This is a genomic window from Pseudomonas sp. JDS28PS106 (assembly GCF_036706555.1).
Taxonomy (GTDB): Bacteria; Pseudomonadota; Gammaproteobacteria; order Pseudomonadales; family Pseudomonadaceae; genus Aquipseudomonas.
Genome location: NZ_JBAJGT010000004.1, coordinates 63,168 through 78,120, shown reverse-complemented (window position 1 = coordinate 78,120; position 14,953 = coordinate 63,168). Strand labels below are relative to the sequence as shown.

13 protein-coding genes are annotated in these 14,953 nt (G+C 61.8%); 7 read left to right on the top strand and 6 right to left on the bottom strand.

All coding sequences use genetic code 11. The features are described from left to right. Window positions 1-297 precede the first annotated feature (297 nt). Window positions 298-657, bottom strand: coding sequence for a hypothetical protein (locus tag TRP66_RS07665; protein WP_333400895.1), 360 nt, complete (start codon window positions 655-657; stop codon window positions 298-300). Window positions 658-785: 128 nt separating this feature from the next. Beyond that, complete coding sequence (locus tag TRP66_RS07660) at window positions 786-1,346, bottom strand: GNAT family N-acetyltransferase (protein ID WP_333400894.1); 561 nt, start codon at window positions 1,344-1,346, stop codon at window positions 786-788. A gap of 121 nt (window positions 1,347-1,467) precedes the next feature. Here TRP66_RS07660 and TRP66_RS07655 point away from each other — a divergent pair, with 121 nt between their 5' ends. After that, the gene (locus TRP66_RS07655; protein ID WP_333400892.1) at window positions 1,468-2,004 is read left to right on the top strand and encodes a hypothetical protein; all 537 of its coding nucleotides are present in this window, start codon (window positions 1,468-1,470) and stop codon (window positions 2,002-2,004) included. A gap of 84 nt (window positions 2,005-2,088) precedes the next feature. On the opposite strand, the gene TRP66_RS07650 is transcribed toward TRP66_RS07655, so the two are convergent. The 4 genes from TRP66_RS07650 to TRP66_RS07635 all read right to left on the bottom strand — a co-directional run bounded on the left by TRP66_RS07650 (window position 2,089) and on the right by TRP66_RS07635 (window position 8,195). Next, entirely contained in the window at window positions 2,089-3,372 is a 1,284-nt protein-coding gene (locus tag TRP66_RS07650; protein WP_333400890.1) for an OprD family porin, read from the bottom strand. A gap of 228 nt (window positions 3,373-3,600) precedes the next feature. Next, window positions 3,601-3,801, bottom strand: coding sequence for a hypothetical protein (locus tag TRP66_RS07645; RefSeq protein ID WP_333400888.1), 201 nt, complete (start codon window positions 3,799-3,801; stop codon window positions 3,601-3,603). A gap of 196 nt (window positions 3,802-3,997) precedes the next feature. Further along, window positions 3,998-5,110 carry an agmatine deiminase gene (aguA, locus tag TRP66_RS07640; protein ID WP_333400887.1) on the bottom strand — a complete coding sequence of 371 codons (1,113 nt, stop codon included), beginning with the start codon at window positions 5,108-5,110 and terminating at the stop codon, window positions 3,998-4,000. Window positions 5,111-5,288: 178 nt separating this feature from the next. Further along, entirely contained in the window at window positions 5,289-8,195 is a 2,907-nt protein-coding gene (locus TRP66_RS07635; RefSeq protein WP_333400885.1) for an aminotransferase, read from the bottom strand. A gap of 244 nt (window positions 8,196-8,439) precedes the next feature. On the opposite strand from TRP66_RS07635, the gene rfbB reads away from it, so the two are divergent. The 6 genes from rfbB to TRP66_RS07605 all read left to right on the top strand — a co-directional run bounded on the left by rfbB (window position 8,440) and on the right by TRP66_RS07605 (window position 14,877). Beyond that, window positions 8,440-9,522, top strand: coding sequence for a dTDP-glucose 4,6-dehydratase (rfbB, locus tag TRP66_RS07630; RefSeq protein WP_333400883.1), 1,083 nt, complete (start codon window positions 8,440-8,442; stop codon window positions 9,520-9,522). Continuing rightward, window positions 9,519-10,394, top strand: a complete 876-nt coding sequence (gene rfbA / locus TRP66_RS07625) for a glucose-1-phosphate thymidylyltransferase RfbA (protein ID WP_333400882.1) — start codon at window positions 9,519-9,521, stop codon at window positions 10,392-10,394. The genes rfbB and rfbA overlap by 4 nt, the downstream gene beginning before the upstream one ends. Then, a complete protein-coding gene (rfbC, locus tag TRP66_RS07620; protein WP_333400881.1) occupies window positions 10,391-10,936 on the top strand; it encodes a dTDP-4-dehydrorhamnose 3,5-epimerase in 546 nt (181 codons plus the stop codon). The genes rfbA and rfbC overlap by 4 nt, the downstream gene beginning before the upstream one ends. Window positions 10,937-11,238: 302 nt before the next feature. Beyond that, window positions 11,239-13,041, top strand: coding sequence for a sensor histidine kinase (locus TRP66_RS07615; protein WP_333401328.1), 1,803 nt, complete (start codon window positions 11,239-11,241; stop codon window positions 13,039-13,041). Then, window positions 13,038-14,423: a sigma-54-dependent transcriptional regulator gene (locus TRP66_RS07610; protein ID WP_333400880.1), complete on the top strand. Its 1,386-nt coding sequence runs from the start codon at window positions 13,038-13,040 to the stop codon at window positions 14,421-14,423. The genes TRP66_RS07615 and TRP66_RS07610 overlap by 4 nt, the downstream gene beginning before the upstream one ends. Further along, window positions 14,410-14,877 (top strand): thioesterase domain-containing protein, encoded by a 468-nt coding sequence (locus TRP66_RS07605; protein ID WP_333400879.1) that lies wholly within the window; start codon window positions 14,410-14,412, stop codon window positions 14,875-14,877. Before TRP66_RS07610 ends, TRP66_RS07605 begins: the two co-directional genes overlap by 14 nt. Window positions 14,878-14,953 lie beyond the last annotated feature (76 nt).

The following is a 14,953-nucleotide window of genomic DNA, read 5'->3' as shown; positions in this document are numbered from 1 at the left end:
TAGGGGTTGGCTGATGGTGTTGACCTGGGCTTTGCTGTCGCGAGCAAGCTCCCTCCCACAAGCCAGGTGCTGCCTGAAATTATGTGGCGGACCGCCTGGTGATACCTGGCCGAGTGGGAGTGTTTATCGCCAGCAAGCTGGCTCCTACGACGGGTGGGGTGGGCGGATTGGATGGGTTCGCAGTCGCGCCCTACCGCAAGTCAGATGGTGTTTGAGATGCGTAGTAGAGGGCCCGTTGGTTCTTGAGCGCTTGAAGGCGTTATCGCCAGCAAGCTGGCTCCCACGGTGCCGACAGGCTTAGCCGAGCGCCCGCCGATGATAGAAGTACAAATAAACCAGCCCCACCGGTGCGATGAATATCGCCATGCTCCAGCACAGGGCCATGGTCATCAGCTTTACGGTCATCATCATGATCGCGTTTCCGAAGAAGACGTTGTTGCCGATGATGAAGTTGATGATGCTTTCGTAGACGAAGCGGGAGTATGGGTAGAGCAGTGTGCTGATCAGGGCGAAGACGATGATGCCGACATTGATGCCTTGTTTGCTCTGCAGGGCTGTCCAGGCGATGAGTGCGAAGAACAGTGCGCCGAAGAAGAGTTGGCGCAGGTAGTATTGGCGCGAGAGGCCGCCGAAGGTTTTGCGGATGAAGTCTTGCATTGCGTTTTCCTTAACGTGTCTGGCCGTCCTGACTTTCGTGTTCCGAAGCGGACGGAGGGCGAAAGCGCGGCGATGCTACTACGGTCGCGGGTCGATTTCAAAAACGCCGCGTTCCTGTATGCCCCGGTCTAGAGCTTCGCCAACCACTCTTCCCGGGTCATCTCCCACACTTCTGTCGCCATTCTGCCGCCCACGAAGTCGTCTTCGCGGGTTTCGATCAGGCGCATGCCTTCTTTCTGGGAGATACGTTTTGAACCCTGGTTATGGGCGGCTTTGGGGACTTGCATCAGGGGTTGGCCCAGGGTTTCGAACCAGTGGCGGTTGATCGTGGTGCAGGCTTCGCTCATGTAGCCGTGGCCTTGCCAGTCGGGGTGCAGCCAGAAACCTCGGTTGTTGCCGGGTTCGGTCATGAGGCTAATGTTGCCGATGATCTGGTCGGGGTCGGTTTTGAGGCGCAGGGTCCAGTGGCATTCGGTGCCTTTGGCGACAGCAGGCAATGCAGCGTTGCGGATGTAGCTCAAGGCGCCGTCTTCCGGGTAGGGCCATGGCACGCGGTTGTTCAGGTAGCGGACGATTTCCCACTGTGGGAATAGCTGCTGGACGGCGGGCGCGTCTGCGAGGCTGAGCGGGACGAGCAGCAGGCGTTCGGTTTGCAGGGGTATCGAGGCGTTCGCGGGGAGCGGGGTCATGCCGTTTTCCTTCCATTGGAACGGTGTTACAGCATGAACGATCGACAAACGCTGTGCATTAGTTCGAACACCTCATAAAACGCAGGGTCTACCGACTGTCCTTAAAAACCTGGTAACGGCTGTGCCCAGAATCATCACTGACGAGACGCCGCAGCACGTCGTCGAAGAGCAGAACGTCAGGCTGTTCGGTTCCCCCAAGGAGCGACTGGATTTCTACCGGCGGGAAATCCATTACGAGACGACGAATCTGTCCAACCGCACCAACGCCTATCTGTCGGCGCAGTCGTTCCTGGTGATCGCCTACGGCTCGACCATGGCGAACGTGAATCCTGACTGGGGCGTATTGTTCACGCTGATTATCCCGCCGATGATCGCGCTGTTCGGGCTGCTGAACTCCGTGAGCGCCTGGCCGGGAATCCGGGCGGCGTGCGACATCATCATGCACTGGCATCACAAGCAGGCGCAGTTGCTGCGCAGCGAGCCGGTGATCGGTCTGGCGTATGACGATTCGCCGTTGTTCAGCGACTGGGAATCCAGCGAGACCGGGCCGAAGAAGTCGCTGATGTTCTCCAAGCGAGCGCCATGGCTGTTCAGTTTTTTCTGGGTGTTTCTTGGTGTCTTCTCCCTTGCGCTCCATGCGTTTACGCTGAACGACTGATCCGCTCTAACGGACGTAGCGCACAAACGAAAATGCCCCGATCAACAGACCGGGGCATTCTTGTACCGCTACGCGCTTACGTCATTAAAAGACGTTGATCGGGTAGTCGACGAAGATACGGGTTTCGTTACCGTCGGCGTTGTAGTTGCTGGCGTTGTTGGAAACGCGCAGGAACGAATTACGCAGACGGATGGAAAGATCCTTCGCCGGGCCGCTCTGCACGGTATAGGTCAGCTGACTGAAGATTTCACGCTCTTTCCCGTTGCCACGATCCGTACCGTCGTCGATGTTGGTGCCACGTACATAGGCCGTCTTGTAGCTCAAGCCTGGAGTGACCAGCGTCGACAGGTCGATACCATAGGCCACCTGCCAGGAACGCTCGTCCTTGGCATGGAAGTCGGACCAGTAGGAGTTGGCCAGGTAGATGGTGTTGCCGCCATCGCTGGTACCGCCAACATTGCGGTAGCCGCTGTAGGGATAGTAGGCAGTGTCACCGGTGCTGCGCTGGTGAGCCAAAGTGAAGGAGTGAATGCCGACAGCCCAGGTCGCCGCAAGGCTCCAGATCTTGTTGTCACGCTCACCATCAAAGTTTTCGTTCGCGTAGTCCTTGTCCAGCTTGGTCTTGTAGCCGTTGAAGTCCAGGGTCAGGGACTGATCCTGCGGCAGCGCGAACACGTAGTTCAGGTTCAGGTACTGCTTCTTCAACGTGTCTTCGTCATCGGACGCATAGAACGCAGCGGTGAACTCAGGGGTGAACTTGTAGCTACCACCGTAGACGTTGATGCTTTTCAGGCCACCACTGTCGTGACCAGTGGCGCTTTTACGCACCTGGGAAGTGAAACGGCCAGCAACCAGTTCGAGGCCTTCGATTTCATTCGAAGTGATCATGGTGCCGGTGTAAGTTTCCGGCAGCAAACGCCCATTGTCGTAGCTCAGCACCGGCAGTTGCGGCATCTGGTCGCCGTACTTGATCACGGTGTTGGAGTAGCGGACTTTCACTGCCGCGCCCACGCGAGCCAGGTCTTCGGCCGGGTCGCCGCTGGAATCACGCTTGAAGAAGTCGACACCGCCGGCGCCACTGCGCGAACGGTCGGAGTCCAGGTTGATTGCGTAGAAGCCGAATGCGTCGACGCCCACACCGACGGTGCCCTGGGTAAAGCCGGAGTTGAAGATACCCATGAACGCCTGACCCCACTCGCCGCGATCTTCAGCGCCGTGCTTGTTGTCACGGTTGATGTAAGCGTTGCGAGTGTTGATGACCAGGCTGCTGTCTTCCACGAAGCCTTTGGAGTCAGCCTGATTCGCGGCCATGGCTTGACCTGCGCTGATGATGCCCAGTGCGAGCAAGCCCAAACGGTGATGACGCATCTTGTTTTCCTTTTCTGCGGATAAAACGCTGTGGCGACAGCCCGAAGGCCATCCCGGGCTTCTCGACTCCTGATACAGGAGCAGAAGAAGCCGCACGCAATCATCGCAGTGGTCTACTGATGCACGTACATGGCTCATTGCCACAGCCGGTGGGAGCCAAATGCTATTCGCAAGGCTTACGGAGTGTCAATCAGCGAAATGTGCGTCGCAGAGCGGTTTTCAGCGGCGTTAGTCGTCGATTACGTCGATAAGTGCCTCGACTTCGGCGTCATTGAGCAGTCCCGCCGGATATCGATGCACCAACATGGTGCGAATATCCGTGGGCATTCTGAGAGGTCGATTCATCCTCAGCCAATTCGCCAGGGTGTGGCGAGCTTCGTTACTGGCAGACATATTGCGAGCCCGATAAATGCCGATACCTGCGTTCATGGGGACTACCTCTTCGTTCATGAGCGGCCAATTTACCCACGCTGTGTGACATTCCAGAGAATGAAATCGGCGTTTTGCCACCTGATGACCAATAGCCAGCTTTAAAAGTGTTACTTAAAGAAAAGCCCATCAGGTGATGGGCTTGAAGGAGCAAAAACGGGACCAGAGTGGCAGGTCCCTTGCGCAATAGAGGGCTTTACAACGCGGCTTTGACAGACGCTGGTTGCTGTTGCGTCAGGCAATGGATGTTGCCGCCGCCGAGCAACAGTTCACGACCCGGTACCATCACCACTTCGTGTTCCGGAAAGAGCTGCTGGAGAATTTCCCGCGCCTTCTCGTCCATCGGGTCGTCAAAGCTCGGTGCGATGATGCCACCGTTGACGATCAGGAAATTCACATAGGAACCGGCCAAACGCACCAAAGGGTTGCGTTCCTGGCTTCCGTGCACCTGATCGACGCCTGCGCACTCTTCCTCGGTGGCGAACAAGGGACCTGGAATCGGCATTTTATGCACGATGAAGGCCCGACCTTTCGCGTCGCGGGTGTTTTCCAGAACGTTCAGCGCCGCGTGGCAGCGAGCGTAGTTGGGGTCTTCGGGATCATCGGTCCAGGCCAGTAACACCTCACCAGGCCGCACGTAACAGCAGAAGTTATCCACATGGCCGTCGGTTTCATCGTTGAACAGGCCATCCGGCAGCCAGACGATCTTGTCCACCGACAGGTTGTCGCTCAGCACCTGCTCGATCTGCTCGCGGGTCATGTGCGGGTTACGGTTGCGGTTGAGCAAGCATTCTTCGGTTGTGATCAGCGTGCCTTCGCCGTCGACGTGGATCGAACCGCCTTCAAGCACGAAACCTTCGGTGACATAACGCGGGCAGCGCTCGATTTCCATGATCTTGCGCGCGAGCTGCGAGTCCAGGTTCCACGGCGAGTACAGGCCACCGTCGAAACCGCCCCAGGCATTGAAGTCCCAGTCCACGCCGCGCACTTCGCCCTGGTCGTTGATGACGAAGGTCGGGCCGCTGTCGCGCACCCAGGCGTCGTCGTTGCTGATTTCCACGACGCGGATGTTGGGCATGTCCAGACGCGCCCGCGCGTTGTCGTATTGCGCTGCGGACACGGCGACAGTCACCGGCTCGAAGCGGGCGATGGCTTTGGCGACGGCAACATGCGCCGACTGCGCGGGTTTGCCGCCCAGACGCCAGTTATCCGGCCGTTCGGGCCACACCATCCAGATCTGGCTTTGCGGCGCCCACTCGGCGGGCATGTGAAAGCCGTCGGCGCGTGGCGTGGTGGTGAGTGTGGTCATGGTCGGGACTCCAGCGAAGCGTCGAGGGGTTCACAAAGATTCAGGGCGCTTTTATAGCCGATAGAAATCGGCTTTTGAAGCCAAATCGACGCCCGCTTCTGACAAATCAAAATTAAATGGCCGATATAAGTCGAGTAGGAGCGGATTCATCCGCGATCCGGACCCATCGGATCACCGGTCAGGCCTCCAACTCGCTCAACACCTTCGACACCATGCTCACGAAGAATTCAACGCTTTGGATCGTGGTGCACATCGGCGGTTTGATCTTGAGGATGTTGAGATAGTCACCCGTGGGCTGCATGAAGATGCCCAGTTCACGCAGCCGGTCGCACAGGATCGCGGTTTCTTCGGTCGCCGGTTCCAGGCTCTGGCGGTCGCGAACGAATTCCACGCCCAGATAGAACCCCATCCCGTGCACGGCGCCCACCAGCGGATGTTTATCGATCAGGCCTTCGAGCAGGGCCTTGAAGCGGTCGCCGACCTCCCGAGCGTTGTCCCACAGTTTTTCTTCTTCCATGACGTCCAGCACCGCCATGCCGATCCGGCAACTGACCGGGCTGCCGCCGGACGACGAGAAGAAATAGCCCTCTGCTTCCAGCGCCTCGGCGATCTCCCGCCGAGTGATCACTGCGCCCAGCGGATGGCCGTTGCCCATGCCTTTGGCCATGGTGATGATGTCCGGCACCACGCCCTGCTCTTCGAAACCCCAGAAATAATGACCGAGACGCCCGTAGCCCACCTGTACTTCATCGGCGATGCACACCCCGCCCCGCTCGCGGACTTTTTCGTAGACCTGTTGCAGATAGCCGCGCGGCAGCGGAATCCCGCCCGCATTGCCATACACCGGTTCGCAGATGAAGCCGGCGACCTGTCGGTCCAGGTTCGCCAAGGTCTGTTCGACGCTTTGCACATACTGCGCGGTGGTGTCTTCACCGCGAAACGGGCCGCGATAAGTGTTGGGCGCAGTCACCGGATGGACCCAGTCGGGCCGTGTGGTCAGCGCTTGCGGGTTGTCAGCGATGGAGGTGGAAATCGCATCGGTGGCGACCGACCAGCCGTGGTAGGCCTCCAGCACGCTCAACATGTCGCGCCCGCCGCTGTAGGCCCAGGCCAGGCGAATCGCCAGGTCGTTGGCTTCGGTGCCGCTGTTGACCAGAAAAACCCGGTCCATGCCTTCCGGCGCCAGCTTGAGCAGCCGCTCGGAAAACTCGGCGATGGCCGCGTAATGAAAGCGTGAGTTGGTGTTGAGCAACGACCACTGACGTGCCGCTTCGGAGGCCATGCGCGGGTGGCCGTGGCCGAGCACCGCCACGTTGTTGAGCATGTCGAGATAGGAGCGGCCCTGCATGTCGATCAGGTGGTTGCGCCAGCCCCGCTCGATCTGCGGCGGTGCCTGGTAGTAGTGCTTTTGCGAGCGGGCGAAACTGGCGTCGCGGCGCTCCAGCAGTTCGACAGGATCGGCGAGCGGCGGCGCGTCGCAGTCCACCCCCAGCAAAACGGACGGCGACGGACAGAACCCACGCCATGCGTCGACCCAGGACGGGCGGGCGAACAACGGCGGACTCAGCTCAGGCGCGGTGCACAGCTGCACCAGCAAGGACCCGGCCGCCTCGCCGAGGTTGTCGCCCGCGGCCAGCGTGGTTCCCGAGGCCAGTTCGGAGAAGGCGCCCCACAGTCTCAGGCTAACCTGCTCGCCTTGCAGCACCAGACACGCGTCGGCGGTCAGGCGCAACGTGCCGGGGAATGGAGCCTGCAACGCAGTCGCCGGTGGCAAGTGCAATTCCACATGCAAGGCGCAGGTTTCCGGTTCCACGGCGCTGTCCGGAACGGTGCGCGATAGCCGATATTCGCCGAACCGGCTCGCCGCCCAGCCGCTGTTTCCAGCGGCCTGGCTGAGCAGGTATTCGTCAATGCCGCTCTGCTCCCAGTTGCCCGCCGTGAAATGCTCGCTGAGTACACCCAGGTCGACCCGTATCAGCATCCTTGCGTCGAGCTGAGGCAACAACGGTAGGTAAGCAGGCTGCGCAACCGGCTCAGGCTCGATGCCCACTGCGCGAAGAATCGCTGCTTGCATCAACGCCATCGGGACCGAAGTCGCGACGTCGAAGATGTTCCATTCGCCCGCCAGATTGGCCTGGATGTAGGCGTTTTCCGGTTCGACGCTGGCCTGCTGCTCGGCGCTGAGCACCAGCACGGTCGAGCGGGCGACGATCAGCGGCCACAAGGCCTGCAGTTCTTCGGGCTTGAGCGGGTTGATGGCGTGATAGGCACCAATGGCCGGCAGGATATACAGCGGATCGCCTTCGGCATGGTGCAACAGCGCCGCGCAGGTCACCGACAGATCGGCGATCCGCCAGGTCGTGACCAAGTCGCCGAAGTCGATGATGCCCTGCATCCGCCACTGCCGCTCGGCCGTGCGCGCCCACATTACGTTGTGTTCGGTGATGTCCAGATGGACCGCCTGCACAGGCAGCGCGCTGATCAGCGGCAACAGGTGCCGATGCGCCTGCTCGCTCGCCTCCAGCAGGCAGGCACGCTCGTCGGCATCCTCGACCACCGGCAGCAGATGCCTGGCCAGCGCCAGGGCATGACGCGGGTCCCATTGCAGCACGCGATCCAGCCCCGGATGCTCGAAACCGGCCAGCGCCTGATCGACGCGGGCGCAGACTTCGCCAAGCCGTGTCACCACGTCGCGCGGCAAATGCCCCACATGCGCCAGCGATTGCCCGTCGATGAAGCTCAGGACCCGGACGTGCACCGGCTGACCGTCGAGGTTGAGTGACAGCAGTTGCTCGCCACTGAGCGTGCCGATCACCTGCGGGACCTGCACTTCCAGTTCGCTGCCCAGGTGATGCAAGGCAGCATGCTGAGCCTGCAGTTCGACGGTGGAATAATCGCCATGACAGATCTTGAGCACGTAGCGAAGCGTGCCAGTATCGAGCAGGAAATTACGATCCTGCTGACTGCCAAGTTCTTTGAGTGTGCCGCCCAATCCGTAGTGATGCTGCAGAACGTTTCGCGCGACTTCAACGCCAATGTCAGGGCAAGGCAGGCTGGAGCGGCGAACGAGTGTGGCGAGCGGCATGTGCAACCTCTGTCAGTGGTCCCGGCGGGACGGGGGCGTCGCACAACTATAGGGCCGGTGACGTCAGGCCACCACTCCCGCCGCTGTGTCAGCAGAGTGACGGTTTTCCGACATACACGTAAGCCGCCATCAATAGATTTCATCACGTAAAGCGTGCCGATGGTCAATGCTGCTTGCGCAGGGTCCCTAGATGCACAGGCTATGCTGCACAACATCCAGGCCATATAAGGAAGATGACCAGCTCATGCGAATTCTCGTCACTGGCGGCGCAGGCTTTATCGGCTCTGCACTGATCCGGCACCTCATCAGCAACACCGAACATGAAGTCCTGAACTTCGACAAACTGACCTACGCCGGCAACCTCGAATCCTTGCACGGCATCGCCACCGACACGCGCTACGAGTTCGTCGAGGCGGATATCTGCGACCAGCCCGCCGTCAGCCGGGTGCTGGAGCGCTTCCAGCCCCAGGCGATCATGCATCTGGCGGCCGAGTCCCACGTGGACCGTTCCATCGACGGGCCCTCGGAGTTCATCCAGACCAACATCGTCGGCACCTACAGCCTGCTGGAAGCGACCCGAAGCTGGTGGCTGACGCTGCCCGAGGCCGAGCGCAAGGCGTTTCGCTTCCACCATATTTCCACAGACGAGGTGTACGGCGACCTGCACGGGGTCGACGATCTGTTCACCGAGACCACGCCGTACGCGCCCAGCTCGCCCTACTCCGCCAGCAAGGCAGCTTCCGATCATCTGGTCCGCGCCTGGCATCGCACCTACGGGCTGCCGGTGGTGGTCACCAACTGCTCGAACAACTACGGCCCTTTCCATTTTCCGGAAAAGCTCATCCCGCTGATGATCCTCAACGCCCTGGCGGGCAAACCGCTGCCGGTCTATGGCGACGGCCAGCAGGTTCGCGACTGGCTGTTCGTGGAAGACCACGCCCGCGCGCTGCTGAAGGTCGTGACAGAAGGCAAGATCGGCGAAACCTACAACATCGGCGGCCATAACGAGCAGAAGAACATCGACGTGGTGCGCGGGATCTGCGCGCTGCTGGAAGAGCTGGCGCCGCAGCGGCCTGCCGGTGTGAACCATTACAACGATCTGATCACCTACGTGGTGGACCGGCCCGGACACGATCAGCGTTATGCGATCGATGCCGGCAAGATCGAGAGGGAACTGGGCTGGAAACCCGAAGAGACGTTCGAGTCGGGACTGCGCAAGACCGTGACCTGGTATCTGGAAAATCCGGACTGGTGCCGCAGGGTCCAGGATGGCAGCTACCAAGGCGAACGACTGGGTTTCACTGACCACAAGGATCTGATCGCATGACCAAGGGCATCGTACTCGCCGGAGGTTCCGGCACCCGACTGCACCCGATCACCCTCGGCATTTCCAAGCAGTTGCTGCCGATCTACGACAAACCGATGATCTACTACCCGATTTCGGTGCTGATGCTGGCCGGCATCCGCGACATTCTGATCATCTCCACGCCTCACGACCTGCCTCAGTACCGCAACCTGCTGGGCGATGGCAGCCAGTTTGGCGTGCGCTTCCAGTATGCCGAACAACCGCGTCCGGATGGCCTGGCTCAGGCGTTCCTGATCGGCGAGGAGTTCATTGGCGATGACCCGGTCTGCCTGATCCTGGGCGACAACATTTTTCACGGCCAGCATTTCAGCGAGCAATTGCACCGCGCCGCCGCCCAGCCTACAGGCGCCACGGTGTTCGGTTACTGGGTCAAGGACCCGGAACGCTTCGGGGTCGTGGATTTCGACGAGAACGGCACAGCGCTGTCCATCGAAGAAAAGCCCAAGGCGCCCAAGTCCAGCTACGCGGTGACCGGTCTGTATTTCTACGACAACGATGTCATGCAGATCGCCAAGGATGTGCAGCCTTCGCCCCGTGGCGAGCTGGAGATCACCGACGTCAACAATGCCTATCTCAAGCGCGGCGATCTGCGGGTCGAACGCTTCGGGCGCGGCTTCGCCTGGCTCGACACCGGCACCCACGACAGCCTGCTCGACGCCTCGGCGTACGTGCAGACCATCGAGCATCGTCAGGGCCTGAAAGTCGCCTGTCTGGAAGAAATCGCCTTCCAGAACGGCTGGATCGACGAAGCGCTTTTGCTCAGACATGCCGATTATTTTGGCAAAACCGGTTATGGTCAGTACTTGTTCAAGCTGGCGGGGGAAGCCAAGTGAATGTGATTGCCACAGAGTTGCCCGAAGTCCTCATCCTCGAGCCCAAGGTGTTCGGCGACGAAAGGGGCTTCTTCTATGAGAGCTTCAACGAGCGCGCTTTCCAGCAGGCGACCGGCCTCGCGCCTCGCTTCGTGCAGGACAACCACTCACGTTCGCAACAGGGCGTGCTGCGCGGCCTGCATTACCAGATCGAAAACGCTCAGGGCAAGCTGGTCCGGGTCACGGCGGGCGAAGTGCTGGACATCGCCGTGGATATCCGCCGCAGCTCGCTGACCTTCGGCCAGTGGGTCGGAGTGAAGCTGTCCGCTGATAACTTCCGGCAGTTGTGGATTCCGCCAGGGTTCGCCCACGGCTTCGTTGTGCTCAGCGACTACGCGGAATTCCTGTACAAGACCACCGACTATTACACCCCCTCCGCCGAGCGCTGCATTCGCTGGGACGATCCGGACCTGGCGATCGACTGGCAACTGGCGACCGAGCCCAAGCTGTCGGCCAAGGATCAGCAAGGCAAGAGTCTGCAGGAGGCGGACCTGTTCCCCTGACCCTCCTCGTCACCGGCCGGCCCGCGTACAGGATGTACGCGGCCTGACCGGCGCGGCGCATTGCCGAACTGCGGTGTCTGGGCTTTCTTCGCTACCAGTCTGGAATGCGATCCTTGTGGGAGGGACCTTGGTCGCGACCGGCGCGACGCGGTGCGACTGAACCACCGTATCATCGTTCGTCGCCAGCAAGCTGCCTCCCACGGGAGTGCCTGGCAACCCGGCGGCAGGCATAATGCGGGTTCGCCAGCCGGACAGCTATCGCCCGGCTCAAGACGCATCCGCCCGGCCATCCGCACATGAGCATGAACACCCCCGCTCCACATCGCCCGCGCTGGCGCAGTCTCGCGCTGCTGGCGCTTTGTCTGGCACCGCTGCTCTGGCCGCTGGAACATCTGGCCGAGCGTTACTATCGCGGCGTTTTGGCGAGTCAGAACCGCCAGACCCTGGACCTGTACGTCGCCAACCTGCTGGGCACCCTGCATCGCTACGAAACCCTGCCGCAGATCCTCGGCGATTTGCCGGCATTGCGTGCCGCGCTCGCCGCCCCGCAGGATCAGCCGACCCGCGAGAACGCCAATCGGCTGTTACGTGATATCACTCGCCAGACCGGCGCCGACGTCATGTACCTCATGGACAGCGACGGACTGACCCTGGCCGCGTCCAATTCGGACCAGCGCGACAGTTTCGTCGGCCGCAACTTCTCGTTCAGGCCCTACTTCTTCGATGCGCTGGCCGGCAAGCTCGGACGTTTCTTCGGCCTGGGTACGACGTCGGTCAAGCGTGGCTATTTCTTCGCAGCGCCCGTGCACGATGGCGAACGGGTCATCGGCGTGCTGGTGGTCAAGGTCGATCTGGACCACACCGAAACCCTGTGGGGCAAGACGCCCGAGCAGTTGCTGCTGACCGACCAGAACGGCGTCGTGGTGCTGACATCCAACCCGGCATGGCGTTTTCGGGCCACCCGTGAGTTGAGCGAAGACGAAAAGAAAGCCATTGTCGCCATCCAGCCGTACCCGACCCGCGACCCGCGACCGCTGGGGCTCGATGAACGCGCCTGGATCACCCAGAGCCAGGCCATCGAAGAGACTGGCTGGAACGTGAGCATCATGGCGCCCCGCGCGCTGGTCGACCGGCAGGTGCGAACCGTGGTGGCGGTTGGCGGCGCGGCCCTGCTGGTGTTGATGCTGCTGTTGAGTCTGGTCATGCAGCGGCGACGGCATTACCTGGACCGCATCGCGTTCGAAGCCAGGGCTCGGCGCGAACTGGAGATGCGCGTGGTCGAACGCACCAGTGATCTGGAAGGCCTCAACAGCCGCTTGCGTCAGGAAGTGCTTGAACGTGAGCAGGCGCAGCAGGAACTGGTGCGCGCGCAGGACGAAGTGGTCCAGGCCGGCAAGCTGTCGGCGCTGGGTACCATGTCGGCCAGCATCAGCCACGAACTCAACCAACCGCTGGCGGCGATTCGCAGTTACGCGGAAAACGCCGGCGTGCTGCTCGATCACCAGCGGATCGAAGATGCGCGCGGCAATCTCAAGCTGATCAGCGAACTGACCGGGCGCATGGCGTCGATCATCGCCCATCTTCGGGCCTTCGCCCGCCGCGACCGGCACGCTCCGGAGAGCGTCGCGCTGCAACCGGCGCTCGACGATGCGCTGGCCCTGCTGGCCAAGCGTCGGCGCGCCATGGAAGTCGAGCTGATCCGCGACGTGCCGGACGCTACGCTGTGGGTACAAGCGGGCGAAACCCGCTTGCGCCAGGTACTCGGCAACCTGCTCGCCAACGCCCTCGACGCGCTGACCGAAAAAGGTCCGCCGCGCAGATTGTGGATAAGTGCCGAGCGGACCAGCGAGGGCGTCAACCTCTACATTCGCGACAACGGCCCCGGTTTCACCCAAGAAGCGCTGGCACGCGCACGAGAGCCGTTCTTCACCACCAAGACCCGCACGCAAGGGCTGGGTCTGGGGCTGGCGATCTGCGATACGCTGATGCGCGCGCTCGACGGCGAATTGCTGTTCGCCAACCATGCCAGCGGCGGCGCGCTGCTGACCCTGAAACTGCGTGCCGGAGCCTCCGGGGCCAATCTTCAAGAGGATCTTTCCGCATGAGTTCGGACACCGCCATCGACAGCCAGATACAAGTAGTGCTGATCGACGACGACTCGCACCTGCGCCAGGCCTTGAGCCAGACGCTTGACCTCGCCGGGCTCAAAGTCATGACCCTGGCCGAAGCCACGGGCCTGGCCGGCCGTATCGGGCGCGACTGGCCGGGCGTGGTGGTCAGCGACATTCGCATGCCCGGCATGGACGGGCTGGAACTGCTCAATCACTTGCACGGCCAAGACCCGGAGTTGCCGGTGCTGCTGATCACCGGCCACGGCGACGTGCCCTTGGCGGTACAAGCCATGCGGGCCGGGGCCTACGACTTTCTGGAAAAGCCCTTCGCCAGCGACGCGCTGCTCGACAGCGTGCGCCGCGCCCTGGCCCTGCGCCGTCTGGTGCTGGACAACCGCAGCCTGCGCCTGGCGCTCAGCGACCGCCAGCAACTGAGCACCCGTCTGGTCGGCCAGTCGCAACCGATGCTGCGTCTGCGCGAACAGATCGGCGCGCTGGCCGGAACCCGCGCCGACGTGCTGATCCTGGGCGAAACCGGCGCGGGCAAGGAAGTGGTGGCCCGCGCGCTGCATGATTTGTCCAACCGCCGCAACGGGCCCTTCGTGGCGATCAACGCGGGTGCGCTGGCCGAATCGGTAGTGGAGAGCGAGCTGTTCGGTCATGAGCCGGGCGCCTTTACCGGCGCGCAGAAGCGGCGGATCGGCAAGTTCGAGTTCGCCAATGGCGGCACGCTGTTCCTCGACGAAATCGAGAGCATGAGCCTGGATGTGCAGGTCAAACTGCTGCGCTTGCTGCAAGAGCGGGTCGTCGAGCGAATGGGCAGCAACCAGCAGATCCCGCTGGACATCCGCATCATCGCCGCCACCAAGGAAGACCTGCGTCAGGCGGCCGATCAGGGACGATTCCGCGCTGACTTGTATTACCGGCTGAACGTGGCATCGCTGCGCATCCCGCCGTTGCGCGAGCGTGGCGACGACGCCCTGATGCTGTTCGAGCATTACGCCGACGCGGCCAGCGCGCGCCACGGCATTCCCAAGCGCGAACTCATACCCGCGCAGCGTGCGGTGCTGTTGCGGCATAACTGGCCGGGCAATGTCCGGGAACTGCAAAACGCCGCCGAGCGTTTCGCGCTGGGCCTGGAACTGGAGCTGGAAGGCAGCGAAGCGCCGGAAATGACGCCGGCCAGTGGCGGCTTGAGCGAGCAGGTCGAGAGTTTCGAGCGAGCCCTGATCGCCGCGGAACTGGCGCGGCCGCATGGCTCGGTTCGCAGTCTGGCCGAAGCACTGGGTCTGCCGCGCAAGACGCTGCATGACAAGTTGCGCAAGCATGGCCTGAGCTTTGGGGACAGTAACGGAGCGGCCGATGAGCAGGAATGACTCGACGGCGGCGCAGGACCTGGAAGCCGTGCTGCATCAGGACATTCCGCTAACGCGCGAACTGGGGTTGCGGGTCATGGACTGGAACGGGCAGCGGTTGCGTCTGCATTTGCCGTTAGCGCCCAACGTCAATCACAAGAGCACGCTGTTCGGCGGCAGCCTGTATTGTGGCGCGGTGCTGGCGGGCTGGGGCTGGCTGCATCTGCGGCTGCGCGAAGCGGGGATCGAGGATGGGCACATCGTGATTCAGGACGGCCAGATCAGTTATCCGCTGCCGGTGCGCGGGGATGCCATCGTGCTGTGCGATGCGCCGGAGGAGGCGCAATGGAACCGGTTCATCGCCACCTATCAACGCCGCGGCCGCGCCCGCCTGATCCTGCAAACCCGCATCACCGCGCAGGACCGTGAAGAAGATGCAGTGCGGTTTACCGGGCAGTACGTGTTGCATCGGTGATGGGCGTTGCCTTCATCGCCAGCAAGCTGGCTCCCACAGACAGCGCCGATCACGCAAGGCCAGATTGCCGGCGATG

Excerpts from the sequence above, each read along its gene's own strand:
- TRP66_RS07610 (WP_333400880.1), top strand. The coding sequence starts at position 13,038 with ATGAGTTCGGACACCGCCATCGACAGCCAGATACAAGTAGTGCTGATC.
- rfbB (WP_333400883.1), top strand. The coding sequence starts at position 8,440 with ATGCGAATTCTCGTCACTGGCGGCGCAGGCTTTATCGGCTCTGCACTG.
- aguA (WP_333400887.1), bottom strand. The coding sequence starts at position 5,110 with ATGACCACACTCACCACCACGCCACGCGCCGACGGCTTTCACATGCCC.
- TRP66_RS07645 (WP_333400888.1), bottom strand. The coding sequence starts at position 3,801 with ATGAACGCAGGTATCGGCATTTATCGGGCTCGCAATATGTCTGCCAGT.
- TRP66_RS07650 (WP_333400890.1), bottom strand. The coding sequence starts at position 3,372 with ATGCGTCATCACCGTTTGGGCTTGCTCGCACTGGGCATCATCAGCGCA.
- rfbA (WP_333400882.1), top strand. The coding sequence starts at position 9,519 with ATGACCAAGGGCATCGTACTCGCCGGAGGTTCCGGCACCCGACTGCAC.
- TRP66_RS07605 (WP_333400879.1), top strand. The coding sequence starts at position 14,410 with ATGAGCAGGAATGACTCGACGGCGGCGCAGGACCTGGAAGCCGTGCTG.
- TRP66_RS07635 (WP_333400885.1), bottom strand. The coding sequence starts at position 8,195 with ATGCCGCTCGCCACACTCGTTCGCCGCTCCAGCCTGCCTTGCCCTGAC.
- TRP66_RS07665 (WP_333400895.1), bottom strand. The coding sequence starts at position 657 with ATGCAAGACTTCATCCGCAAAACCTTCGGCGGCCTCTCGCGCCAATAC.
- TRP66_RS07660 (WP_333400894.1), bottom strand. The coding sequence starts at position 1,346 with ATGACCCCGCTCCCCGCGAACGCCTCGATACCCCTGCAAACCGAACGC.
- TRP66_RS07615 (WP_333401328.1), top strand. The coding sequence starts at position 11,239 with ATGAACACCCCCGCTCCACATCGCCCGCGCTGGCGCAGTCTCGCGCTG.